General features: G+C 52.1%; 19 protein-coding genes. 13 read left to right on the forward strand and 6 right to left on the reverse strand.

The window, feature by feature from the left end; genetic code table 11:
• Positions 1–189: 189 nt before the first annotated feature.
• The 3 genes from amaB (at position 190) to DHN43_RS10400 (ending at position 4,299) form a co-directional block, all read left to right on the forward strand.
• The gene (gene amaB, locus DHN43_RS10390) at positions 190–1,728 is read left to right on the forward strand and encodes an L-piperidine-6-carboxylate dehydrogenase (protein WP_108818546.1); all 1,539 of its coding nucleotides are present in this window, start codon (positions 190–192) and stop codon (positions 1,726–1,728) included.
• 12 nt (positions 1,729–1,740) lie between these two features.
• A complete protein-coding gene (locus DHN43_RS10395) occupies positions 1,741–2,940 on the forward strand; it encodes an acyl-CoA dehydrogenase (protein WP_057463143.1) in 1,200 nt (399 codons plus the stop codon).
• Between the two features lie 174 nt (positions 2,941–3,114).
• Entirely contained in the window at positions 3,115–4,299 is a 1,185-nt protein-coding gene (locus DHN43_RS10400; RefSeq protein ID WP_108818547.1) for an NAD(P)/FAD-dependent oxidoreductase, read from the forward strand.
• A 10-nt stretch (positions 4,300–4,309) separates the two neighbouring features.
• Here the strand turns inward: DHN43_RS10400 and DHN43_RS10405 are convergent, their stop codons facing one another.
• Positions 4,310–5,260, reverse strand: coding sequence for a LysR family transcriptional regulator (locus DHN43_RS10405; RefSeq protein WP_108818744.1), 951 nt, complete (start codon positions 5,258–5,260; stop codon positions 4,310–4,312).
• 46 nt (positions 5,261–5,306) lie between these two features.
• Here DHN43_RS10405 and DHN43_RS10410 point away from each other — a divergent pair, with 46 nt between their 5' ends.
• Both DHN43_RS10410 and DHN43_RS10415 read left to right on the forward strand, forming a co-directional pair.
• Positions 5,307–6,290, forward strand: a complete 984-nt coding sequence (locus DHN43_RS10410) for an aldo/keto reductase (RefSeq protein WP_108818548.1) — start codon at positions 5,307–5,309, stop codon at positions 6,288–6,290.
• 650 nt (positions 6,291–6,940) lie between these two features.
• Entirely contained in the window at positions 6,941–7,789 is an 849-nt protein-coding gene (locus tag DHN43_RS10415; RefSeq protein ID WP_108818549.1) for a hypothetical protein, read from the forward strand.
• A gap of 40 nt (positions 7,790–7,829) precedes the next feature.
• Here the strand turns inward: DHN43_RS10415 and pap are convergent, their stop codons facing one another.
• Positions 7,830–9,323 carry a polyphosphate:AMP phosphotransferase gene (gene pap / locus DHN43_RS10420; RefSeq protein ID WP_057463258.1) on the reverse strand — a complete coding sequence of 498 codons (1,494 nt, stop codon included), beginning with the start codon at positions 9,321–9,323 and terminating at the stop codon, positions 7,830–7,832.
• A gap of 324 nt (positions 9,324–9,647) precedes the next feature.
• On the opposite strand from pap, the gene DHN43_RS10425 reads away from it, so the two are divergent.
• A complete protein-coding gene (locus DHN43_RS10425) occupies positions 9,648–11,651 on the forward strand; it encodes a bifunctional DedA family/phosphatase PAP2 family protein (RefSeq protein WP_063300374.1) in 2,004 nt (667 codons plus the stop codon).
• Positions 11,652–11,662: 11 nt separating this feature from the next.
• On the opposite strand, the gene DHN43_RS10430 is transcribed toward DHN43_RS10425, so the two are convergent.
• Positions 11,663–11,980 (reverse strand): ArsR/SmtB family transcription factor, encoded by a 318-nt coding sequence (locus DHN43_RS10430; RefSeq protein WP_057463148.1) that lies wholly within the window; start codon positions 11,978–11,980, stop codon positions 11,663–11,665.
• 438 nt (positions 11,981–12,418) lie between these two features.
• Between DHN43_RS10430 and DHN43_RS10435 the strand changes: the two genes are divergently transcribed.
• The 4 genes from DHN43_RS10435 (at position 12,419) to DHN43_RS10450 (ending at position 17,346) form a co-directional block, all read left to right on the forward strand.
• Positions 12,419–13,789, forward strand: a complete 1,371-nt coding sequence (locus DHN43_RS10435; protein ID WP_108818550.1) for a DEAD/DEAH box helicase — start codon at positions 12,419–12,421, stop codon at positions 13,787–13,789.
• Between the two features lie 56 nt (positions 13,790–13,845).
• Complete coding sequence (locus tag DHN43_RS10440; RefSeq protein ID WP_208995177.1) at positions 13,846–14,871, forward strand: hypothetical protein; 1,026 nt, start codon at positions 13,846–13,848, stop codon at positions 14,869–14,871.
• Between the two features lie 75 nt (positions 14,872–14,946).
• Positions 14,947–15,447 (forward strand): MmcB family DNA repair protein, encoded by a 501-nt coding sequence (locus tag DHN43_RS10445; RefSeq protein ID WP_108818551.1) that lies wholly within the window; start codon positions 14,947–14,949, stop codon positions 15,445–15,447.
• 252 nt (positions 15,448–15,699) lie between these two features.
• Positions 15,700–17,346, forward strand: a complete 1,647-nt coding sequence (locus tag DHN43_RS10450; RefSeq protein WP_108818552.1) for a GMC family oxidoreductase — start codon at positions 15,700–15,702, stop codon at positions 17,344–17,346.
• 59 nt (positions 17,347–17,405) lie between these two features.
• Here the strand turns inward: DHN43_RS10450 and coaBC are convergent, their stop codons facing one another.
• From coaBC to DHN43_RS10465, 3 genes are all read right to left on the reverse strand, one after another.
• Positions 17,406–18,608 carry a bifunctional phosphopantothenoylcysteine decarboxylase/phosphopantothenate--cysteine ligase CoaBC gene (gene coaBC, locus DHN43_RS10455; RefSeq protein WP_063306023.1) on the reverse strand — a complete coding sequence of 401 codons (1,203 nt, stop codon included), beginning with the start codon at positions 18,606–18,608 and terminating at the stop codon, positions 17,406–17,408.
• Positions 18,609–18,757: 149 nt separating this feature from the next.
• Positions 18,758–19,123, reverse strand: a complete 366-nt coding sequence (locus DHN43_RS10460) for a hypothetical protein (RefSeq protein WP_057463154.1) — start codon at positions 19,121–19,123, stop codon at positions 18,758–18,760.
• Between the two features lie 159 nt (positions 19,124–19,282).
• Positions 19,283–20,515, reverse strand: coding sequence for a penicillin-binding protein activator (locus DHN43_RS10465; protein ID WP_108818553.1), 1,233 nt, complete (start codon positions 20,513–20,515; stop codon positions 19,283–19,285).
• Positions 20,516–20,872: 357 nt separating this feature from the next.
• Here DHN43_RS10465 and rsmI point away from each other — a divergent pair, with 357 nt between their 5' ends.
• From rsmI to gshB, 3 genes are all read left to right on the forward strand, one after another.
• Positions 20,873–21,793: a 16S rRNA (cytidine(1402)-2'-O)-methyltransferase gene (gene rsmI, locus DHN43_RS10470; protein ID WP_108818554.1), complete on the forward strand. Its 921-nt coding sequence runs from the start codon at positions 20,873–20,875 to the stop codon at positions 21,791–21,793.
• Positions 21,759–22,166 (forward strand): YraN family protein, encoded by a 408-nt coding sequence (locus DHN43_RS10475; protein WP_108818555.1) that lies wholly within the window; start codon positions 21,759–21,761, stop codon positions 22,164–22,166. Before rsmI ends, DHN43_RS10475 begins: the two co-directional genes overlap by 35 nt.
• 118 nt (positions 22,167–22,284) lie before the next feature.
• Complete coding sequence (gene gshB / locus DHN43_RS10480; protein WP_084404307.1) at positions 22,285–23,259, forward strand: glutathione synthase; 975 nt, start codon at positions 22,285–22,287, stop codon at positions 23,257–23,259.
• Positions 23,260–23,269 lie beyond the last annotated feature (10 nt).

Below are 23,269 nucleotides of genomic sequence, written 5' to 3' on the forward strand. Positions count from 1 at the left end.
CAGGTCGCCACCTATAATTATCTTACTGATTTTAAGCAGTTTTCTTCGAGACGCAAGATCAAGACGAAATTATCAGTCATTCCATATGCGAATGAATAATGGAAAAGACGTAGCTTTTACCCGTGAACAGGACAAGAGAAACTCTGCTCAAATTTCGAACTGACTGTTTCTCACTCTTTGGGGGCTTCAATGACCGTAGGTCTGGATACCGCGCAATTCGCAAAAGAAACAATTGAACTCATGGAGCGTATGGGTGTTGCCCGCGCTGCTTTGGAAGGTGGCACACTTGCTGCAACTTCTCCAAACTCCGGTGAAACACTGGCGATGATCAAAGAAGACAGCGCCGCGGAAACCACCGCTGCAATTGGTCGTGCTCACGATGCTTTCAAAGAGTGGCGCAAGCTGCCTGCACCTCGTCGTGGTGAGCTGGTTCGCTTGCTGGGTGAAGAGCTTCGCACTTATAAAGATGACCTTGGCAAGCTGGTGAGCCTGGAAGCAGGCAAAATCACCTCTGAAGGGCTGGGTGAAGTTCAGGAAATGATCGACATCTGCGATTTCGCAGTTGGTCTTTCCCGTCAGCTGTACGGTTTGACCATCGCGACTGAGCGTCCGGGTCACCGTATGATGGAAACCTGGCACTCATCTGGTGTTGTTGGTGTGATCTCCGCGTTCAACTTCCCTGTTGCGGTTTGGTCCTGGAACGCGGCGCTTGCATTCGTTTGTGGTGACTCCGTTGTTTGGAAGCCATCTGAGAAGTCTCCTTTGACAGCCATGGCATGTGCTGCACTGTTTGAGCGTGCAGTTGCCAAGTTTGGTGATGATGCACCGAAGGGTTTGCTGGAAGTTATCGTAGGTGGCCGTGAAATCGGTGAGACGCTGGTCGATGACAAGCGCGTGCCTGTTATCTCCGCAACCGGTTCTACTCGTATGGGACGTCAGGTTGGTCCACGTGTTGCAGAACGTTTTGGTAAGTCCATCCTTGAACTGGGCGGCAACAACGCAGCAATCGTGACCCCGTCTGCTGATCTGGATCTGACCCTGCGCGGCGTGGCCTTCTCCGCAATGGGTACTTGCGGTCAGCGTTGTACTACACTGCGCCGCCTGATCACGCATGACAGCGTTTATGATGCGCTGATCCCACGTCTGATCAAGGCGTATGCCTCTGTGAAGATCGGCATTCCGACCGAAGAAGGCACGCTGATCGGTCCGCTCATCGACAAAGACGCTTTTGACAACATGCAGAAGTCTCTGGAAGCTGCAAAAGCTGCTGGCGGCACCGTGCATGGTGGCCAGCGCGTGATGGCGGATGAGTATCCGGATGCCTATTACGTTCAGCCTGCTGTTGTTGAAATGCCAGGTCAGGTTGGTCCTGTACTGGAAGAGACTTTTGCTCCGATCCTCTACGTCGTTCGCTACAGCGACTTTGATGAAGCGATTGAAATTCAGAACGGTGTTGGTGCTGGTCTGTCTTCTTCCGTCTTCACCAAAGACATGGGTGAAGCTGAAACTTTCGTTTCTGTTGTTGGCTCTGATTGCGGCATTGCAAACGTCAATATTGGCCCATCCGGTGCTGAAATTGGCGGCGCATTTGGTGGTGAAAAAGAAACTGGTGGTGGCCGTGAAGCTGGCTCTGATGCCTGGAAGGCATACATGCGCCGCGCGACCAATACCATCAACTACTCTGGCGCTCTTCCATTGGCGCAGGGTGTGAAGTTTGACGTTGAATAAGGAATTTTGAGCATGAGTAGTGATCCAACCGGCGGAGGCGTCTTCAATTGGGAAGACCCGTTCCTCATGCGCGACCAGTTGAATGAAGACGAAGTCCTCATCATGGAAAGCGCGCGTGCCTACGCTCAGGAAAAGCTTCTGCCGCGTGTGATGGAAGCTTACCGCGAAGAGAAGACTGATCGCTCCATCTTTAACGAGATGGGCGAGCAGGGTCTGCTTGGCGTGACCCTTCCAGAGCAATACGGTGGTTCAGGTGCGTCTTATGTGGCTTACGGCCTCGTTGCCCGCGAAGTCGAGCGTGTGGACAGTGGCTACCGCTCCATGATGAGTGTGCAGTCCTCTCTGGTGATGTACCCAATCTACGCCTACGGCTCTGAAGAGCAGCGCATGAAGTATCTGCCGAAGCTTGCTTCTGGTGAATACGTTGGCTGTTTTGGTCTAACCGAGCCGGATGCAGGGTCTGACCCGGCTGGCATGCGCACCCGCGCTGTGAAGACCGAGAGCGGATACCGCATCACAGGTTCCAAGATGTGGATCTCCAATTCCCCAATCGCAGACGTGTTTGTGGTTTGGGCGAAGTCTGAAGCGCATGACAACCAGATCCGTGGTTTCGTTCTTGAAAAGGGTATGGAAGGTCTTTCCGCCCCTAAGATCGAAGGCAAGCTGTCTCTGCGTGCTTCCATCACCGGTGAAATTGTGATGGACAACGTTGAAGTGGGTGAAGACGCGCTGTTGCCTAACGTTTCTGGCCTGAAAGGTCCGTTCGGCTGTCTGAACCGCGCTCGCTATGGCATCTCCTGGGGTGCGCTGGGCGCTGCGGAAGATTGCTGGATGCGTGCTCGTCAGTACGGCATGGACCGCAAGCAGTTCAACCGTCCTCTGGCACAGACACAGCTGTTCCAGAAGAAGCTGGCAGACATGCAGACTGAGATTACCCTCGGCCTTCAGGCTTCCTTACGTGTTGGCCGTCTGTTTGACGAAGGCCGCGTTGCTCCTGAGATGATTTCCATCGTGAAGCGCAACAACTGCGGCAAGGCGCTGGATATTGCGCGTCAGGCACGTGACATGCACGGCGGTAACGGTATCTCTGAGGAGTTCATGGTGATGCGCCATGCTCAGAACCTTGAGACCGTCAACACTTATGAAGGTACACATGACGTTCACGCCCTTATTCTGGGTCGTGCGCAGACTGGCCTTCAGGCTTTCTTTTAAGCCCTGATCAGCATCGTAATCTCGTGAAAGTGCTGGGAGGCCTTTTTTGAGATTACGCTTGATGCTCTTGGGAGGCGTTTCGCCTCCCTTTTAGACCGGCGCTCGCAAATACCCGCCTAATTGTTTCGGGCGTCGGTTCTTACCCTTTTCATTTCTCAGTATTCAGGTGTGACTATGGCGATAGCTTCAGTGGATGTTGCTATTATTGGGGGGGCTGTCATCGGGTCATCGGTGGCGTACCATCTTGCACAACGCGACGACTTCAAGGGTAGCATTGCGGTCTTTGAGAAAGACCCGTCTTACCAACATTGCGCTTCGGCGCTTTCTGCCGCTTCTATTCGCCAACAGTTCTCCTCTGCCGTGAACATCGACATTTCGCTCTATGGCATCGATTTCCTGCGCAATATTGGCAGTCTTCTGGAAGTTGATGGCGAACAGCCACGCATTGATCTGGTTGAGGGCGGTTATCTTTTTCTCGCAACGCCAGACAAGCGCAGCATTTTGGAAGAGAACCACGCGCTTCAACAAAAGATGGGTGCGGATATTGGTTTTTTGGATACTGATGCGCTGAAAGCTAAATTTCCGTGGCTCAACGTCTCTGATCTTTCTGCTGGCTGTCATGGCTTGTCCGGCGAAGGCTGGTTTGACGGTTATGGTCTGATGCAAGCTTTCCGCCGCAAAGCCCGCTCCCTGAACGTGCCTTATGAGCCGTATCAAGTGGTTCACCTTGAAAAGATCATGGGCGGCAGCTGGATTTTGACGCTCTCCAACGGAGAACAGGTGGAAGCTGGCGTTGTGGTGAATGCAGCAGGCGCGTCAGGTGGTGCTCAGATTTGCATGGAAGCTGGTTTTGAAGCGCCTGTGCACTCCAAAAAGCGCATGATTTTCACCTTTGAATGCCGCGATGAGGTTTCGGGTCTGCCGTTGCTGGTTGATCCAAATGGGACCTATGTGCGCCCTGAAGGGACAGGCTTTATCTGCGGCAGCTCACCGGATGAAGAGCAAGACCCGGATTCCTTTGACTATGATGTCGATTATTCCTTCTTTGAGGAACACCTTTGGCCAACACTCGCCAACCGTATTCCTGCATTTGAGGCCATCAAGCCTGGCGCGGCGTGGGCAGGCCATTATGATGTGAACCTGTTCGACCACAACGCATTTACCGGTCCAGTGCCTGGCATTGAAGACTTTTACATCGCGCTGGGCTTCTCCGGTCACGGCCTTCAGCAAAGCCCGGCGGTGGGGCGCGGTCTTGCCGAACATATCGTAACAGGCCGCTATGAGACGCTGGACCTTTCCGAGCTTGGTGTTGAGCGCCTGACCGCAAACAATCCGCTGATTGAGCGGAATGTGGTTTAAGAAGAGCGGCCTACTGAGGTGGGCCGCTTAATCTGACTCGGTTTTTGATGATCAGGTCGGCGAGGAAGTCTGCCATGACGCGCATTCGGGGGGAATGGGCGAGATCAGAGTGCATGACCAGATAGATTTGTTGATCAACGCCGATGTTGGCTTCCACGCATACAAGCCCAGCTTCTGCTGCAAGGAAGTGAGGGAGGACTGCCAGACCGAGCCCGGCTTTGGCGGCGACCACTTGCGTGGCGAGTGATGAGGTTAAAACTGCAGGCTCACGGCCTTTTAAAGCACGTCGAATCCATTGTGCTGCGGCAAGGTGAGCCTGCGCTTCACTCCAGGATATGCAGTCATCGTCCTCATAGCTCTCAGGCTTTTCGAGTTCTGTTCGCTTGAGCAGATATTCTTTGCTTGCATAAAGGCCGAAGCCGAGTGTTCCCAAGCGGCGAAGTGTGACATTGCCGCTTTCCGGTTTTACCATCCGTATGGCGAGGTCTGCATCACGGCGGTGCAGGTTCACTGAGCTTACGTCGGTCAGAATTTCGATATGCAGGTCCGGATAGCTGGTGCACAGCTCGGGCAGTGCAGGCAAAATCAGGTGAGTGGCGAGGTTTTCAGCTGTGGCAAGGCGCAATTTTCCGGAAATGCCGGCCTGAGCCTTTGCGCCGGAGGAGAATGCTGCGGCTGCGGCTTCCAGCGCCTCTGCTTTTGCCAGCAACTCACGGCCATCCTCTGTGAGCTGATAGCCGGACTGGTGCCTGACGAACAAAGGGATTTTCAGCGTTTCTTCGAGACGATCAATCTTTCTCGACAGTGTCGCCACGCCGATATGCAGGTGTTGAGCAGCCGCGCTGAGCGTTCCTGTTCTCGCAACAGCCAGAAAAGCTTTTGTGTCATCCCATACAAGGTCGCGCAGAACTTCATCTCCAAATTCGGAAATCAGCTTTCCATTTCTACTCGTATTTTCCATTTTTGAAACATGGCAAGTATTCAGCAGCAACACAAGGAAGCTTCTGATGAAAACGCGCCAACTTGGATCTAAACTTAACGTCTCAGCACTTGGCCTGGGCTGCATGGGGATGAGTGAGTTTTATGGCTCACACGATGACAGCGTGTCCTTGGGTGTGATGGCACGAGCCGTTGAACTGGGCACAGATTTCTTCGATACGGCTGACATGTATGGCCCTCACCACAATGAGGAGTTGATTGGTCGTTTTTTGAAGGAAACGAAAGCGCCTCTCAAAATCGCAACGAAGTTTGGCATCAATCGGAAACCCGGCGAATACAAGCGGACAATCGAGAATAGTCGGCAGTATGTGCGGCAGGCTTGTGAGGCCTCTCTGAAGCGTTTGGGCGTTGATTACATTGACCTTTACTACGTTCATCGCGTTAACCCGGAACAACCCGTTGAGGATGTGATGGGCGAGCTTTCGCGGTTGGTTGATGAAGGAAAAATCGGCAATATCGGGCTTTGTGAGATCAACGAGACAACACTGCGCCGGGCGCATGCGGTTCATCCAATTGCGGCTGTACAGACAGAATACTCGCTGTGGTCACGTGATGTCGAAAGCGCAATCCTGCCTGCGTGTCGTGAGCTTGGTATTGGATTTGTCCCTTATTCCCCGCTGGGACGAGGATTTTTGACTGGCAGTTTCAACTCGAAAACGGAGTTTGAAGAGGGCGATTTTCGCGCCAATCTGCCGAGATTTTCGAAAGAAGCCCTGCTCATCAACGAAGGTATCGCGAAAGTGATTACAGCGGCCGCACACCAGAAGAAATGCACGCCTGCACAGCTCTCCCTTGCCTGGTTGTTGGCAAAGGGAAACGATATCGTGCCAATTCCGGGTACGAAGAGACTGAAGTATCTGGAAGAGAACGCTGCTGCCACTGAGATTGAGCTGACTTCAGATGAGGTGCAAGCACTGGAAGCCGAAATTGCTCGCATTCCTGTTGTGGGCGAGCGGTATACTCCTGAGGGCATGAAAGGCCTTAATGCGTAAGCAGCTGAGTGATCTATAAAACTTATTCCCCTCCCAGTTTTCTCCCATATTCTGAGAGACATGCCCACGCAACGGGCTGCTGGCGGACCGTCCGTCAGTGAGGCGTGGGTTGGGTGGGGCTGTCAGAAGAGGTAACGCATCTTTCTGGTGGTCCGGTGAACCGAACTTCAAACGTGACCGCATGGTTTGAGGGGAAGGGCCCAAGTTTGTAGGGTATCACGCGGCGACAAGTGCAAATGTACCGGCAGTAAAACCTGCTTTTACAGATGCGTTTGTCAAAGACGGAGGAACTGTTCGGTTAGGGAAACCTGATTGGATAAGCCATTGTCTTTCCGGGAAACCGGCTATCGTGCCTTACAGGCAAAGAGGCGACGTTGTTCATTACAAGAAAGCCCGGGCGAGGCGAGCAGCCACTGCCGAAGACTCATATTTAAACAAGTAGCGCAGGCACTGCCTGCTCGCCTTGCTCATCCCAATTTTGGGAACCTTAGCTTCAACACTGCATGGGCTGCCATGTGGTGCTTTTAGTGCATGTTTTTGTTGTTCCAGTGCCATTCAGAACAGCGCAACTCTGCAACTTCCTGCACAATCTTGGTGTCAGGCTTATAAAGCCCTGCATGACCAGTTGACCGCGTTCAGGAGGGTGGAACATGTCATCTTCAGTTACTTTGAGCACACCGCAAATTAATCCGCACATCTCAGCGGGGGATCTTGAGAACATCAAGGGAGCCTCGGACAGAGACCATGTTGGGAATCCGGCAACACGGCTCTGGGACAAGATTGTTGACTGGTTTTGCGGGACGGACCGCGTAACAGCGAAGAAACTGGCGTTTGATCTGTACTCGCCGGGTGTGACGGACCAAAACAAGGTCAAAGCATTTGAGCAACTGCGCGAACTGGCTGGTGCGAACTATCAGGACAATTTCAAAGTCTATGACAGTTCCCATTATCGCAGCTACAGCGTTTTGGATTTCAAGTTGGAATTTGATGTGCGCAGTCCTGATGAAGACCGCGTGGAAGCTAACCTGAAAAACGACATCATGATGGAGGGGATCAAGATCCCTGAACAGCAGGGATTGCAGTTTCAAAAGGACTTTGACCGCAGGCAGGAGCGCACTTTTACGTTCGATTCAAAACCGATTGAAGACATGAGCTTCTTTGATCAGTTTTCTTCGCAGGAACGTGCCGCCATCTTTGCAGTTTGCCATCAAGGGCTGTTTCCGCTGCTCTCTGATGCGGTGATGTGTATGTCCAACAATCAGGACATGCGGTTTAATATCAGCAAGCCGGGGCCAGATGATCTGCGCATTGAGGCCTACATGGAGAAGGACATTTCCATGGACTTCGATGGACCATTCTTCGAGGAACAACAGCAGCAGGTTGCTGACTATGACGGCGTGAAGAAATCGCTGAAGATTGAAGCTGTGATCAATGTCTGGCGAGGTGGCCAGGAGGTTGATCTGGTTTCTGCTGAAGTCCTGTCACAAAACGAAGTGTGACAGGAGCTGTTGCGGAGCGTTGTAGACGAAGGACGCTGAGTTAGCTCTCCTTGTCCTTCTTCTTCATCGCCTTTTCGAGAGCGTTGACGGTGGTTCTAAGCACCTGAATGCGGGCGTAGCGCTTGTCTTCGGAAGAAATGAGCGTCCATGGCGCATAGCGGGTGGAGGTGCGGTCCACCATGTCACCCGCTGCGATGGCGTATTCGTTCCATTTGAGGCGATTGCGCCAGTCTTCCTCGGTGATTTTGTAGTTCTTGTAGGCGGTTTCTTCGCGGGCTTTGAAGCGGCGCAGTTGCTCTTCTTCCGAGATCGCCAGCCAGAACTTGCAGAGGACGAAGCCGGAATCTGTCAGCTCTTTTTCGAAGGCGTTGATTTCGTTGTAGGCCCTCATCCAGTCCGCTTCGGAGCAGAAGCCTTCGACGCGCTCAACAAGAACCCGCTCGTACCAGGAGCGGTCAAAGATGGCGCTGTGGCCCTTTTTCGGCAGGCGGCGCCAGAAACGCCAGAGGTACGGGTGCAGCTTTTCTTCCACGGAAGGGGCTGCGATTGGGTGCACCTTGTAGTTTCGCGGGTCCATGGAGCGGGTGAGACGGCGGATTGAACCGCCTTTGCCGGCTGCATCGTTGCCCTGGAAGACGGAGATCAAACCGAACTTTTTGAAACGCTTGCGGTCTGTCAGGTACGCCATCTTGTCCTGAAGCTCTTCAAGCTCTGCCTTGTAGTCTTCTTTGGAAATGGTTGCTGTCAGGTCTATCGCATCCACGGCGTTGGCCTGCGACAAGGTCGTGACCACAGCCGGAGCTGAAACCGGATTGCCGTTGCCGCTTTCCAGCTTCTTCTTCATGGACTGCGCGATGGTTTCGGCCAGCGCGAGATCGCGAACATCCGGATCCTGAGAGGGGATCACAAACCAAGGGGCATAGCCGGTGCTGGTTTGCAGGGATGCCTTTTCGCCAGCCGTCTGAGCGGCGCGATAGTGCTCTGAGCCAGACCATTCCTCAATGAAGTTGCGGCCTTTTTTGCCTTTGGCTTCGATATCATGCAGGCGTTCCTGCTGCTCTGCCTTTGGAAGAGTGAACCAGAACTTGAGAAGGAGAATGTTCTCGTAGGCCAGCATTTTTTCAAAGCGGTTGATGGCTGACAGCTGGCGCTCCAGCTCTGCGTCATCAATCTTGCCCATAACGGCATCACGCAGTGGTTCCTGATACCAGGAGCCAAACACAATGGAGGTTTCGCCCCGTGCAGGCAGATCACGCCAGTAGCGCCAGTAGTTTGGCCGGGCGCTTTCAGACTCGCTGCGCTCTTCATGGTAGGCGTTGCAGAACAGATAACGGGTGTCCATCCACTCATACAAACGGGAGATCGCCGCGCCTTTACCCGAGCCATCTACGCCAGCGAGCAAAATGATCGTTGCAAAAGCTTTGTTCTCTCTCAGCTTGTGCTGAACTTCCAACAATTCCTCACGGAGTTCAGGCAGTCTTTTTTGAAGCAGCTCTTTGCTGACTGTCTGAGGAATGTTTGCAGACTGAAACATGCAAGTGACCTTCGCATCTGGGGCATGGCGTAAAATGTTATTTTTGCTCATTCGGCTTTGCAGCCAAGAATAGCCATTCTGTATTATTGCTTAAAGAGCTAAACGATGTTTTTCGTCACCAGAATTAACGTATGGGTCTGATTAGTGGGACTATTATGCTTTTTGAAGGGATTAGGGCTTGTTATTTCCCTTTCAAAGCGCCAGATGCCTGCATATAAATGTAACAGAATGCAGACCTTATTTTGGTCACCTTGGCACTATGTATACATTTCAAGCAGTCACCCAGCGATCTAAGTCATTTATGAAAGAGCTAGAGACTTTTCAGTGAACGTCGATTTCGTCACCACATTCCTCAACCACATTGTTGATTTCATTGCAGCAAACCCAGCGTTCGCTGGCCTTATCTGTTTTATCGTCGCAATGGGCGAAGCGCTCTTTCTGATTGGACTGGTGTTTCCAAGCACGGTTGTTCTTGTGGGCGCCGGAACGCTTATTGGCCTTGGCGAGCTGCCCTTTCTGAGCATCTTTTTATGGACAACCGCAGGCGCCGTAACGGGCGACGCGTTTTCCTACTGGTTTGGCTACTTTTACAAAGACAAAGTGCGCACCATCTGGCCATTAAGCCGGTATCCGGATTGGCTGCAGCGCGGTGAAGACTATTTTGCCAAACATGGTGGTAAGAGCATCTTCATTGGCCGTTTTGTGCCAGGTGTGAAGTCTGTGGTACCCGGAATTGCCGGTATGGCGGACATGAGTTTTGGCCGCTTTACGTTCTTCAACGTGACATCAGCCTTCGCATGGGCCGCGATCCATCTGATACCCGGTGTGATGGCTGGCTCTGCTCTGTTTGCTATTGGCGAGTTCAATACGCGTCTGGCGATTATTCTTGGTGGCTTGCTGCTGGTTCTTTTGATTGCCGTGGCCCTGATCCGCTGGCTGATCATGTTTATTCTGCCAATCGTTGGTGGTTCTCATCAAGCAACAGTCAATTGGTTTGCCCGCCGTCCTGATCGCTTCAGCCAATGGGTTGCACGGACGTATGACCCTGAAAACCCACGTAGTGTGGGGATGCTGGTTTCTGCATTCTTCCTGCTTGTCACGCTGCCCGGCTTCATTTGGTTTACAGGTGCTGTGGCGCCGGGAATGCCGATGGCGCGGGCTGATCTTGCGATCAGCAACTTCTTCCAGATCGCCCGGACACCGATCATCGATAAGGTCATGGTTATGATCACCATGATGGGCGATGGACATGTCACTGCAACCGTGACGCTGGCTGTTGGGCTTTATCTGTTTGGGCGGAAGGCATGGCGCAGAGCGACAGGCTTTGTCATCGCGATTGTCAGCTCCTCTATCTTTGTGGTGATCACCAAGGCGCTGATTGGCCGCGATCGTCCGATTGAGCTGTACTCTGGAGCGGACGCATTTTCATTTCCATCCGGGCACGCGACGATCAATACGGTTCTAATCGGGGTCATTGCGGTTTTGGTGGCTCATGATCGTTCCCGGTTGAGCAAGACGATCATCTATTCTGTGGCGGCAACCTTTGCGATCCTGATCGGGTTCTCACGCGTTTATCTCGGCGCGCACTGGCTTTCAGACGTGCTGGCAGGTCTCTTATTTGGCTCCGGTACGGTCTTCTTCTTCTCATTTGTATTTGGGCACATTCACAACGAGAAAGTTGGCAGAACTGCGCTGACGATCATTTCGCTGAGTGCACTGGCGATTGCTTCCGTCTGGCACATCAGCACAAATTACAAGACAACTGCTGAGGCTTATGAGCCGCGCAGTGAATCCGTTGTGATCCAAAAATCCAGCTGGCGTTTGCAGGACTGGCGTTTGCTGCCTGCCAAGCGTGTGTCCATTACGGGTGAACTGGAAGAGCCGATAACACTGCAATGGTCCGGCACGCCGGAACAGTTGGAAAAACAACTGACAGACTTGGGCTGGCGCAAGGCTCCGGAATGGTCTGTTCCAACAGCGACTGGATACCTGAAAGGCGAGACACCTGCTGGCGAACTGCCTCCGGTACCACACACCAATGCAGGCTTCCTACCTGCACTGACAATGGTTTACGAAAGCGATCAGGACCACAGACAGGTGTTCTGGCTCTGGGAAACCCGGTTCAAGCTCTCCGATGTGAGCGGAGATATCTCCAATCTGTATATCGGCGGTGCGCTGGACGAAGAAACCGTCCGTCTGTTTGGTGAGTTTTCAGGTCTGAAGTCTGAAGATGAAATTCCAGTGGATCTTCACATGTTCAACCAGCTACCGAATGCAGAAGAGAAGCGTAGGTGGGATGGCAGCTCTGTGGTAATCGCGGGGCCTTAAAGCAGGCCCTGCTAGGCTTTTTCCTGAGGAGCGCAATACAGGCCGTAGAGAGTTTGCAGAACGGATTCCACTTCGGCACTTGCCAGAGAATAATAGATTGTCTGGGCGCTACGACGGGTGGACACCAGATTGCTGGCACGCATCTTGGCAAGGTGTTGAGACAGCGCGGACTGACTAAGATTAACAGCTTCGGCAAGTTCACCTACAGTACATTCGCTCTGTACCAGTCGACACAACACCATCAAGCGCTTGGGATGCGCCATGTTAGCAAGAAGCCGCGAAGCTTCCTCAGCGTTTTCTTCTAAGTCTTCAAAATTTGCATCAATCAAAGCTCGAACCCTAATCTTTAATGTTATTAGCAGCAGGCCATTTATAGGATGTGGGCCATAAAAGCAGCGTCATTATTCTTGGTCCCCATACATAAAGAAGAACATGAAACATGCAAGTAGCTGGACTGCTCTAACCAAATTTGTCGTCCTTTTCTTGTCGGGACAACCAGAATATTATGCTCTCCTGCAATAATTCTAGCATAATGTGGCGGGTCTATGTTAATAGCCCGATCAAACCGAGCCTCAGAGACTATTCCAGTAGAATTAATTGAAGCTGCCTGCTTTTGTGCTGGATTTCTCGAAGGCAAACTTCTTCAAGCTTGTTTTGTGCGCATCCTAAAACGAAAAATGGTTTCTGATTTTCCGGGACACGCAAAAAACACATGATGAAATCAGCAGAACCGGCTTCGGACACTCTGCTCATTCGAAAGATCACTTTTGACCGACTTCGACAAACTTGGCGTTGCAAAACCATTTCAGATCGCCCTGAAATCTAAAGGTTATGACGAACCAACACCTATTCAGGAAAACGCTATTCCATACATTCTGGATGGCAAGGACCTGCTTGGTCTTGCTCAGACCGGAACGGGTAAAACCGCAGCTTTCGCAGTGCCGCTTCTTCAGCGCTTGCTTGAGAGCCGGTATCGCGCAGCGCCGAAGAGCGTGCGCAGCCTTATTCTGACGCCAACCCGCGAGCTGGCGGATCAGATTTCAAAGAACATCAAGGCCTATTCAGGCCGCACCAAAATGTACTCCAGCTGCGTTGTTGGCGGTGTGCCGTTTCCTCCGCAGTTCCGTGCTTTGCAGCGTGGTCTGGATGTGCTTGTGGCGACACCTGGTCGACTGCTCGACTTGCATCGCAAAAACGGCGTCAGCTTTGATGAGCTGGAGATTTTCGTTCTTGATGAAGCGGACCAGATGCTGGATCTCGGCTTTATCGCAGAGCTGGAAGAGATTGCTTATCTGCTGCCGGAAAAACGGCAGACACTGCTGTTCTCAGCGACTATGCCTGCAGAAATTCGTGAGTTTGCTGGTCGCTTCCTAAGCGATCCTGTTGAGGTGAGCACTGCGCCACCAGCAACAACAGTAGAAGCTGTAATTCAGAAGATCGCGCATCTGGAAGATAACGCCAAGTATCCTTTGCTGAAGACGCTTCTTGAAACGGAAGAGTGCGAGCGCGCTCTTGTGTTTACGCTCACCAAAAAAGGCAGTGCGCGACTAGCTGCCCGGCTGAACGCAGACGGTGTGCCAGCAGAAGCTATTCATGGCGACATGTCTCAGGCAGAACGCCAGAAGACGCTGGACAAGTTCAAAGGCGGTAAGCTGAAAACCCTTGTTGCGACTGATGTTGCAGCCCGCGGAATTGACGTTTCAGACATTTCGCATGTGATCAACTTTGACATGCCCAATGCGACTGAGAACTACGTGCACCGCATTGGCCGTACGGCGCGTGCGGGTAAGAGCGGAAACGCGATTACGTTCTGCCTGCCTGAAGATCGCGGTATGCTGCGTGCTGTTCAAAAGCTGATCGGCAAGAAGATCCCCGAGATGGATGGATACACCTTCTTCCCATCAGATCGCGAGCCGAAAAGCGCACGCAGCAGTGCGCAATTGGCGGGCAAAAAACAGAAGCTTGGTGGGCAGCGTAAAGGCCCGGGCGGCGGCAAGTTCGCTCAAAAGCCAAAGGGCAAATCTTCTGCCAAGCCGAGTAAAAAAGCACCTCCACGCCGGTCGCCAAGCAAGTCATCTGACAGTTCTTCAGCACCTGCTTCCGGTGGTGGCGTTTATCTCAAGCGCAAGAAGCCTTAAGCCTCCGCTCAATGCAGGGGCTTACGACAGTACCGAGTGTATCTCACGGATTGGAAGTGAAGTTCCAATCCGGTGGTCGCAGCGGTGTGTTACTGGTTGTTTTCTCTCAGGTCCGGATACCCTCTGGTAAATTCGGGCTGGAGCGCTTGTTTGCAAAGACACAGCATTCCTGTGTTTTTCTGAATGATATCCAATCGCAGTGGTACCTTAGTGCTCAACAGGGCATTGACTGTGCGATTGACGAAGCGATTACGCAAGAGAACCCGGAGCGCATCATCTATTACGGCGCATCCATGGGGGCTTATGGGGCGTTGGTGACTGGCCTGCGGCGTCAGGACGGTGAGATTTATGCATTTTCACCGGAGCTGGAGCTGGGTGTGGTTGGCACGCAGAGCGCTGCATACCTGACACCTTCTGCTCCTGATAAGGCAGATCTGCTGGCGCTTCTATCAGAGAGTATGAAGTATCCCGTTAACCTCTTCTTCGGGCTATTCGATTGGGTCGATACGAACGGATACCTTGCCGCGCAGCGATTGCAGCATTGTGCAAACCGGTTTTGTTATGGGGTTGCAGGGCCGCATGCGTTGCATGATCAGCTTTACTCTCTCAACATTATTCGCCAGCTGATCAAGACGTTTCAGCGCGATGTTGCTGAGCTGCTTAGGGCGCGAGGTCTCCTTATCACGCCAAACCTTGCTGACTGCGCGGAGTTTGTTCGTCTGGGGCAAGCGCTCGCAGAAGGCAGAGTGATGCATCTGCCAGATGTATCGAGAGCACTCTCTACAAATCCGGGCTATGGGTTGCTAAAGGCCGAACATCTTGCGTTGCAAGGAAAGCCTCAAGAGGGTGCTGAACTGCTTCAGGAGTGGCATAGTACCTTGCAACGTGATGCCGTGTTGAAGACGACACCAAAGCGTTGGCGCAAGAGTTTTTTGATAGGTGCAGCAGAGTTGTATTTAAGCTGCTCTGAGCACAGGAAAGCTCGGGAAGCCCTTGCTAACTGCGCTGCACAGTTTCCGATTGATGAACGGATGTTGCAGTTGGCAGCAAAGCTGGATTTCGTTTTACCCGAAACTCAGTGAAGCCCTGATCTAATCTTGGATTGAAATTGTCGGACAGCTTGATAGTATCACTAAGAACAAAGTGGGAACAATTTCATGGAATTTGTGAAGGGCTCAAATCGCGTTCAACTGGATGATCCGCTGGTCGATGGTCGTCAATCCGAGCGTGCGTTGAAAATCCAGCGTGGGGTGCAACGCTATTTGCGAGTGCTGGGTCATACGAGCTTGCCAGAAATCACATTGGCCTCAGGCCGTCGGGCTGATCTGGTGGTTCTTGGCAAGAGGTCCGAGATTTGGATTATAGAGATCAAGTCATCCATTGAGGACTTCAAAGCAGACAATAAATGGCATGAGTATCGCGATTATTGCGACCGGCTGTTTTTCGCTACCAGCGCGGATGTCCCGCAAGAGATTTTTCCAGAAGAAACCGGCTTCATTCTGGCTGACGACTACATGGCAGAAATCATTCGCGAAGCTCCGGAACACAAGCTTTCTGCTGCCACTCGCAAAGCAGTGATTTTGCGATTTGCGCAGGCTGCAGCGAACAGACTGCACGATCTGACTGACCCGAACCAGAGAAACCTGCGCGGGGGATAAACTGGGGAAGAACCTCAGCAAGCCTCTGTGTTCAAATATTATTTTCAAAGAACCCCCTCAGAGAAGTTTAGCGCATAACATACTCACCAGAATGTTCAGGTTTCCGTTTGGGGAAAGGCTCACTAACATTGAAACATAAAACAACTTGTCCGTATTGGGGTGAGAGAAAAGTGCTTTAGGCATTTTTGCTGTTTCATTTCCGGAAGAGGTGAGGGCTTTCGGGCGTGTGGTGTGTTTCTGGGGAGGGGCGCAATGGATTTTGATTATGTGATTGTTGGAGGCGGCTCAGCAGGGTGTGTGCTTGCAGCCCGACTTACAGAAGACTCTTCAGTAACTGTTTGCCTGCTTGAGGCTGGAGGTGAAGGAAAGTCCGTTCTGGTACGGGCACCTCTTGGCATTGCAGCGATGGTTTCCGCAAAGCCCTTTGCCATCAACAACTGGGCTTTTAACTCAGTTCCACAAACAGAGCTTAACGACAGAACCACATTCCATCCACGCGGCAAGGCTTTGGGAGGTTCCAGCGCAATCAACGCTCAACTTTATATCCGTGGCCAAAAACAGGATTATGATGGTTGGGTGGAGCAGGGTGCTGAGGGGTGGTCCTTTGATGATGTACTGCCCTACTTCAAAAAATCTGAATGCAATCAGCGCGGTGAAAGCGGAATGCATGGGGCCGATGGGCCTTTACACGTTTCAGAGCAGCGTTCGCCTCTTCCAATCTCGCATGCCTTTCTAGCGGCAGCTGAAGGCAGGCAGATTAAACGCAACAATGACTTTAACAGCGGTGATCAAGAGGGGGTTGGGCTTTATCAGGTCACGCAGTTCCATGAGGATGATAAAAAAGGCGAGCGCTGTTCGGCTGCTGCTGCCTACCTTCATCCCGTTATGGATCGCCCCAATCTAACCGTGATTACCCATGCCCGCAGTACTCGGGTGTTGTTTGAAGGCAAGAAAGCCGTTGGTGTTGAATACAGCCAGAAGGGCAAACTTACGACGGTGAAAGCTGGACGTGAGGTTATTGTCTCAGCAGGTGCTTTCCAGTCTCCGCAGTTGCTTATGCTTTCTGGCATTGGGCCAGCGGATGAGCTGGCGAAACACAACATTCCGGTCCTGCATGACCTGCCAGGTGTGGGCAAGAACCTGCAGGATCATCTGGATTACACCATCAGCTACCGCTCTAATAAAACGGATATGCTGGGACTGGGCTTGAAGCCGGGCATTCAGCTGATCAAGGAGATACTGCGCTGGCGGAAGGATGGGTCTGGCATAATTGCTTCTCCGGCAGCAGAGGGTGGGGCTTTTTTGAAGACCAACCCGGAACTGGACAGGCCTGACGTTCAACTACATTTCGTCATCTCCATCATCGATGACCATGGTCGGAAGCTCTATGGCGGATACGGGTTTGGCTGTCACGTTTGCGTTTTGCGGCCAAAATCAACCGGGGAAGTTGGGCTCAACTCAGCAAACCCGATGGATGCTCCGCGTATTGACCCGAAATATCTGACAGATCCGGAAGACATGGATGTGTTGGTGAAGGGTATCCGCATGACACGGGACATTCTGGAAGGGCCAGAGCTCTCAGACTATAGGGAGGACATGCTCTACGAGTTTGGCCGTGATGAGCGCAGTATCAAGCAAGCGGTGCGGGAGAGGGCGGAGACGATCTATCATCCTGTTGGCACTTGCAAAATGGGCACAGATGAAATGTCGGTCGTCGGGCCGGACCTGAAAGTGCACGGACTGGAAGGCCTGCGAGTGATTGATGCTTCTGCGATGCCTTCGCTGATCTCAGGCAATACGAATGCGCCGACAATCATGATTGCCGAGAAGGCTTCAGACATGATCCTCGGTAAACCGGTTTTGAGTGCAGAACACGAGAGCGAACAGGTTTCGGCCTAAACAGCAAAAAGGCCGGTACGAACTTACCGGCCTTCTAACGAGACAGATTGGCGAATGGGTTAAGCCAGCTCTGCAATCTTTTTGACAAGCTGGCGAGCGACTTCGTCCTTACCCATTTTCGGCCAATCTTCCACGCCGTTATGGGTCACGAGACGGACGGTGTTGTTGTCGCCACCCATAACGTTATTCTCTGGGCTAACATCGTTTGCTACAATCAAATCAGCGCCTTTACGCTCTAGCTTTCCGCGGGCGTTGTTGATCAGATCATTTGTTTCGGCAGCAAAACCAACCACTAGCTTCGGTCGTTTGCCCTGCAAATGTCCTACTGTCTTCAGAATATCCGGATTTTCGACAAGGCTCAGCGCTGGCGGCAAGCCTGTTCCGTCTTTCTTGATTTTCTGGTTGCTATCGTGAGCAACCCGCCAGTCTGCTACGGCTGCAGCCATGATCGCGATGTCAGCTGGTAAGGCACATTCAACTGCGGCCAGCATAGCGCTTGCAGACTCTACGCGGATTGTCTCAACGCCTTTCGGGTCTGACAGAACTGTTGGGCCTGAGACAAGCGTCACTTGCGCTCCAGCATTCGCCGCAGCTTCTGCAATGGCATAGCCCTGTTTGCCGGAGGATCGATTGGCGATGTAACGCACTGGATCAATTGGCTCATGGGTTGGGCCAGCCGTGATGACAATGCGTTTGCCCTTCAGGGGCTGTTCTTTTGGAGAAAGGAGATCTTCAATCGCGGCGACAATTTCCAACGGCTCGGACACGCGGCCATAACCTGCTTCGCCTTTTTCCGCCATCTCGCCCGCATTGGGGCCAACAAAATTCAGGCCGTCCGCTTTCAACTGAGCCACGTTGCGTTGGGTGGCCGGGTGGCTCCACATTTTGGAGTTCATAGCAGGAGCAACGAGGACCGGTTTGTCATTGGCCAGCAATACGCAGGAGGCCAGATCGTCAGCCAATCCATGTGCCATCTTTGCCATGATGTTTGCGGTGGCTGGGGCGACGACGACGAGATCTGCCTCACGCGACAAGCGGATGTGGCCGACATCATGCTCGGCTTCTCTGTCAAACAGCTCGGTGAAGACTGTGTCGCCCGTCAACGCACCAACAGCAAGCGGTGTGATGAACTGGGAGCCACCGTTGGTCAGAATTGCCCGAACTTTCGCGCCTCGCTCTTGCAGGCGGCGGATCAGATCCAGCGATTTATAGGCTGCAATACCGCCTGTGATGATGAGGAGAATGCGCTTGTCTGAAAGCATTTTAAAACCACCTTTTGCGCAGGCTTGATCACCATCAGGCCCGCCAACTCATTTCCTGAGGTATTTCTATCCGTTTTCGCTCCAGATTTCATTAGTTTCCTAAAGGCCTTTCGTCCCATTGAGTAAATCGCGGTAACAGTGCAGCGCCTTCAGATCCTGAATTTTCCGGGATGAGGCCAAATTTCTTCTTCGGGTTTATCGAATTGCATGAGTTCGATGAGGTTTCTACCCTCCAAAATGAAAGCGACCCAAACGCCTTTGGCCGGACTTTCTGGAGACAAAATAACGTTCTTACCTTGCAAAGCTTCGGTAAGGTCATCAACCACATAGGCAACATGAGGGGTTGTCTTGATTATCTCGGGGAGTGGGTTGTCATCATCAAAGTTCATCCACTCAATGGCATAGGGACCCTCAAAATAGCCTGTTGCAGTGAGTTTGAGGGTTTTGTTGTGGTGCGTTTCCGGCAGCTTTTCGCTAGTGGGAATGCCGACATGATGAAAGCGTAGTTCCTGCATGGCTCCTTGCCTCTAATGGCGATTTTGCCAATGCAGATTAGGCTTTTTCGATCACCACAGCCCCAAGATAACAAGTGCAATTGGAGAGAGTTTTCAGAGCTAAACACAAAAAAGCCCCGCTCTTGCGAGCGAGGCTTTCAACACCAAAAGTTTCAGAGCCTAGAATTGGCCGGAAAAGCTGCGAGGTGCCGGAGCAATTGGTTCTGCAGTTCTCTTGCCAGAAACAGCATAAACCGCAAGTCCACGGTCATTCAGGCCATCTTGCTGGAAGCGGAAGATACCATCAATGCCGAGGAAACCATCACGGTTGGTCAACACACGGTTAGAGAAGCGATCAGGCCCAGCGGAGCGGACCAGCCCAGCGGCCAGAATTGTTGCATCATAAGCCAAGGACGCATTGCGCGGTGGTTGAGAGCCATAGGTTTCGCGGTAACGGGTCGCGAGACGCTCGAAGCTCTGGTTATCCGGACCTGGGAACCAACTACCAACCATGACAGGAGACTGGAGGATGTCTGGTGTGTTCCATTGACCACTGCCGATCATCTTCACTTCACCAAGGCTTGCACCCATTTCGGTCATCACCTGCATCACAAACGGAGGAACACCGCCTCCTTCTGGAACAAACAGAGTGTCCACCTGCGAAATAGAGCGGCTCAGGCTGGCAACGCGGGCGCGGATGTCTTCAGCATTGCCTGGGATGTAGCGCTCAATGGTGATGATACGACCATTTGTTTGCCCAACAGCCTGACGGAATGCAGCTTCAGCCACCGCACCATAGGCATTGTTTGGCAACAGCGCAGAATAGGAGCCACGCTCTTGTTCTGCAGCGTAAGACACAATGCGGTTCACGTCAGATACTGGCAGGTAGCTGAGCAGGTATGTGCCCGGCTTTGCCGCATTGATATCAGAGGAGAATGCAACGATTGGGACACCAGAGCGACGCGCAACAGCAGAAGCACCCTGAACAGCTGGGGCAAAAACCGGACCGATAAGGAGTTCTGCACCTTCACTGATCGCCTGCTGAGCAGCAATGCTTGCACCCTCTGAGGTTCCGCCAGTGTCTTTTACGAGTAGCTGGATGTCAGCTCCCTGAAAATCCTCTAGCGCGAGCTTGGCGGAGTTTTCGAAAAGAGTGGCAACAGAAGCAGCGGATTGACCTTCGCCAGAGTATGGCAGCAGCAGGCCAACACGAACAGAACCATTGCCAATGGCACGGCCTGAAACCAGTTGCGGCTGGCCGTTCGGGTTCAAATCAGGCTGAAAAGGAGTGTTCACCGATGAGAAGTTAGGTGAATTAACACAGCCAGCCAACAAGAAGGAGACGCCAAGTGCAGCCCCTGTCACAAGTTTGCGGAAGCTCATTCCACGCAGTGTGGCTGATCCTAAGCTCATGGATGCCCCATCTATTCCGAAGGCCGTTCGATCAATCCCCCGTTTTGCAAGGGACGAAATCCGGCAATTTACATTTAGAACTCGTCGCGATTGTTCCCGCGCCATGCTCTAATCGATTATTTTACGCATACTCTTATCCGAAAACCGGACCCCACTTCTCGGAGATACGCCTTAGTTTGGTTTATTTCTACAGATCCAACGCAGTTAATACAGCCTCAACCCAAGGAAATCCGCGATTTTTTTAAGGATTCTGTCAAAAACTCCCCGTTGTAATTAGTCATTTTGCGGTTTGTTGGTTAGATGTGCACTCTCTACTGTGCAAAACTTGCTCCATTCTGGAGCTCTCACGAGGCGACCATGGATCATTCCGAAGCTGCATCCGAGCGGAAATACTACATTGGCGAGCATTCGCTAGCGGCTAAACGGATTGAACCGGGACTGCACATCGTTTCAACCCCAATCGGCAATCTGCAGGACATCACAATCCGTGCGCTGGAAACTTTGGCGGCTTGCGATCTTATTGCCTGCGAAGATACCCGTGTGACGGGTGTTTTGTTACAGCGTTATGGCATTCGCACGCAGATGATGACCTATCATGAGCACAATGCCCACAGGCAACTTCCCAAAATTTTAGAGGCATTGGGCGCAGGTCGAGCCGTTGCACTGGTCTCAGATGCAGGTACGCCGCTCATTTCTGATCCCGGTTTTCGACTTGTAGGTGATGTGGTGGAGCATGGGCACAAGGTTGTGCCAATTCCAGGTGCTTCAGCCATGTTGAGCGGTCTGGTTGGTGCTGGTTTGCCTTCTGACACCATTTTGTTTGCTGGCTTCCTGCCCAATAAGACCCATGGCAGAAAGAAACGCCTTGAAGAATTGAAAGATATTCCGGCGACACTGGTGTTTTATGAGAGCCCTCACAGAGTTGGAGCTTCTCTTGTCGATATGACTGAAGTTCTTGGAAAGCGTAAAGCAGCTGTTGCTCGCGAGCTGACCAAGCGGTTTGAGACCTTCCAACGTGGTACCCTTGCAGAACTGAGTGATTTCTATTCGGGGGATCGCCCCAAGGGAGAAATTGTTATTCTTGTCTCACCACCTGAAGAGCAGGAACTGACCGAGGTTGATGCAGACGCGCTGTTGCATGAGGCATTGAAAGAAATGCCAGTGAGCGCAGCAGCCAAAAAAGTCTCCAAAGCGACCGGGGTGGATCGAAAGACGATTTATACCCGTGCGATGGAGCTTAAAAATGCAGGAACCGCAGAAGAGCCCGAGAGCGACTAAAAGCAACCTTCTGAAGAAGCAGGCAGCTTACCGAAAAGGCCTGCAGGCGGAGTTGAAAGCAGAGATGTTGCTTCGCCAGGCTGGCTGGCAGATTCTTGAAAGACGCTACAAAACCAAGCAGGGCGAGATCGATTTGATCGCCGAACAAGACCAGACGATCGTGTTTGTGGAGGTGAAAGCCAGACGGGGTGTGGATGATGGCTTATATGCAATCACGCAACGCTCTCAACGAAGGATTGCAAATGCCGCCCGAGAATGGGTTTCACACCACAACGATGTGGTTGGAAAAACCTTGCGATTTGATGCGGTTATTCTTCCCAAACACGGAGAAGCCCAACACTTCCCTAATCTTTTTGAAGCTGAAATTTTTTAGGAAACAAATATTTTATCGCAAAAATGTAGACAAATTGCTTTCTGACCCACATATCTGCAGCTAACATCCATTTTTATTTACATGGATTTCTATCCCAGCATTATTTCAGGAGTGCCTCATGTCCCAAGCAGCTTCTTCTGGTGCCAAGCGGCCGCTTAAAGTCGCCGTACAGATGGACCATATCTCTACCATCAACATTGCGGGCGACAGTGCTTTTGCTCTGATGCTAGAAGCGCAGGATCGTGGTTATGAACTGTATCACTACACACCAGAGCGTCTGGCGCTTTGGGGTGAAAAGGTTATGTGCCGCGTTGAGCCGGTAACCGTGCGCGACGAAGCAGGCAATCACTTCAGTTTTGGTGAACCGCAGCGCGTTGACATGTCTGAAATGGACGTCGTTCTGATGCGTCAGGATCCTCCATTTGATCTGGCTTACATCGCTGCGACCCACATTCTCGAAAAGCTTTCCGAGACAACGCTCGTTCTGAACAATCCAGTCTCTGTACGTAATGCACCAGAGAAACTGTTTGTGACCCAGTTTGCGGACCTGATGCCACCAACGTTGATCACCCATGATCGCGAGGAGATTGATGAGTTCCGCAACATCCATAGCGACATCGTGATGAAGCCGTTGTTTGGACATGGTGGAGCTGCTGTTTTCCGCGTGACCAAGGATGACCTGAACTATGGGTCTCTTTACGACTTCTTCTCCGTCACATTCCGCGAGCCTTGGGTGATTCAGAAGTTTCTGCCGAATGTGAAGCACGGTGATAAGCGCATTCTCCTGGTTGATGGTGAGTTTGCTGGTGCAGTGAACCGTGTGCCTGCAGAGGGTGACTTACGCTCCAACATGGTGCGTGGCGGTTCTCCTAAAGACAGTGACCTGACTGAGCGCGAAAGAGAGATTTGCGCGCGCCTTGGGCCGACACTGAAAGAGCAGGGGCTCATTCTCGTTGGTATCGATGTGATTGACGGAAACCTCACTGAAATCAACGTGACGGCACCAACTGGTATTCGAGCGATCCAGAAGCTGGGTGGGCCAGATGTGGCCGGCATGGTCTGGGATGTGCTTGAGAAAAAGCTGGAAGCCTAAAAAGTAACAA

Origin of the sequence: Pseudovibrio sp. Alg231-02 (assembly GCF_900143565.1) — a bacterium.
GTDB lineage: Bacteria > Pseudomonadota > Alphaproteobacteria > Rhizobiales > Stappiaceae > Pseudovibrio.

Coding starts and splice junctions, on each gene's coding strand:
- DHN43_RS10405 (WP_108818744.1), bottom strand. CDS start 5,260: ATGGAAAATACGAGTAGAAATGGAAAGCTGATTTCCGAATTTGGAGAT.
- DHN43_RS10465 (WP_108818553.1), bottom strand. CDS start 20,515: ATGAGCTTAGGATCAGCCACACTGCGTGGAATGAGCTTCCGCAAACTT.
- DHN43_RS10400 (WP_108818547.1), top strand. CDS start 3,115: ATGGCGATAGCTTCAGTGGATGTTGCTATTATTGGGGGGGCTGTCATC.
- DHN43_RS10450 (WP_108818552.1), top strand. CDS start 15,700: ATGGATTTTGATTATGTGATTGTTGGAGGCGGCTCAGCAGGGTGTGTG.
- DHN43_RS10445 (WP_108818551.1), top strand. CDS start 14,947: ATGGAATTTGTGAAGGGCTCAAATCGCGTTCAACTGGATGATCCGCTG.
- gshB (WP_084404307.1), top strand. CDS start 22,285: ATGTCCCAAGCAGCTTCTTCTGGTGCCAAGCGGCCGCTTAAAGTCGCC.
- pap (WP_057463258.1), bottom strand. CDS start 9,323: ATGTTTCAGTCTGCAAACATTCCTCAGACAGTCAGCAAAGAGCTGCTT.
- coaBC (WP_063306023.1), bottom strand. CDS start 18,608: ATGCTTTCAGACAAGCGCATTCTCCTCATCATCACAGGCGGTATTGCA.
- DHN43_RS10475 (WP_108818555.1), top strand. CDS start 21,759: ATGCAGGAACCGCAGAAGAGCCCGAGAGCGACTAAAAGCAACCTTCTG.
- rsmI (WP_108818554.1), top strand. CDS start 20,873: ATGGATCATTCCGAAGCTGCATCCGAGCGGAAATACTACATTGGCGAG.
- DHN43_RS10410 (WP_108818548.1), top strand. CDS start 5,307: ATGAAAACGCGCCAACTTGGATCTAAACTTAACGTCTCAGCACTTGGC.
- amaB (WP_108818546.1), top strand. CDS start 190: ATGACCGTAGGTCTGGATACCGCGCAATTCGCAAAAGAAACAATTGAA.
- DHN43_RS10395 (WP_057463143.1), top strand. CDS start 1,741: ATGAGTAGTGATCCAACCGGCGGAGGCGTCTTCAATTGGGAAGACCCG.
- DHN43_RS10460 (WP_057463154.1), bottom strand. CDS start 19,123: ATGCAGGAACTACGCTTTCATCATGTCGGCATTCCCACTAGCGAAAAG.
- DHN43_RS10415 (WP_108818549.1), top strand. CDS start 6,941: ATGTCATCTTCAGTTACTTTGAGCACACCGCAAATTAATCCGCACATC.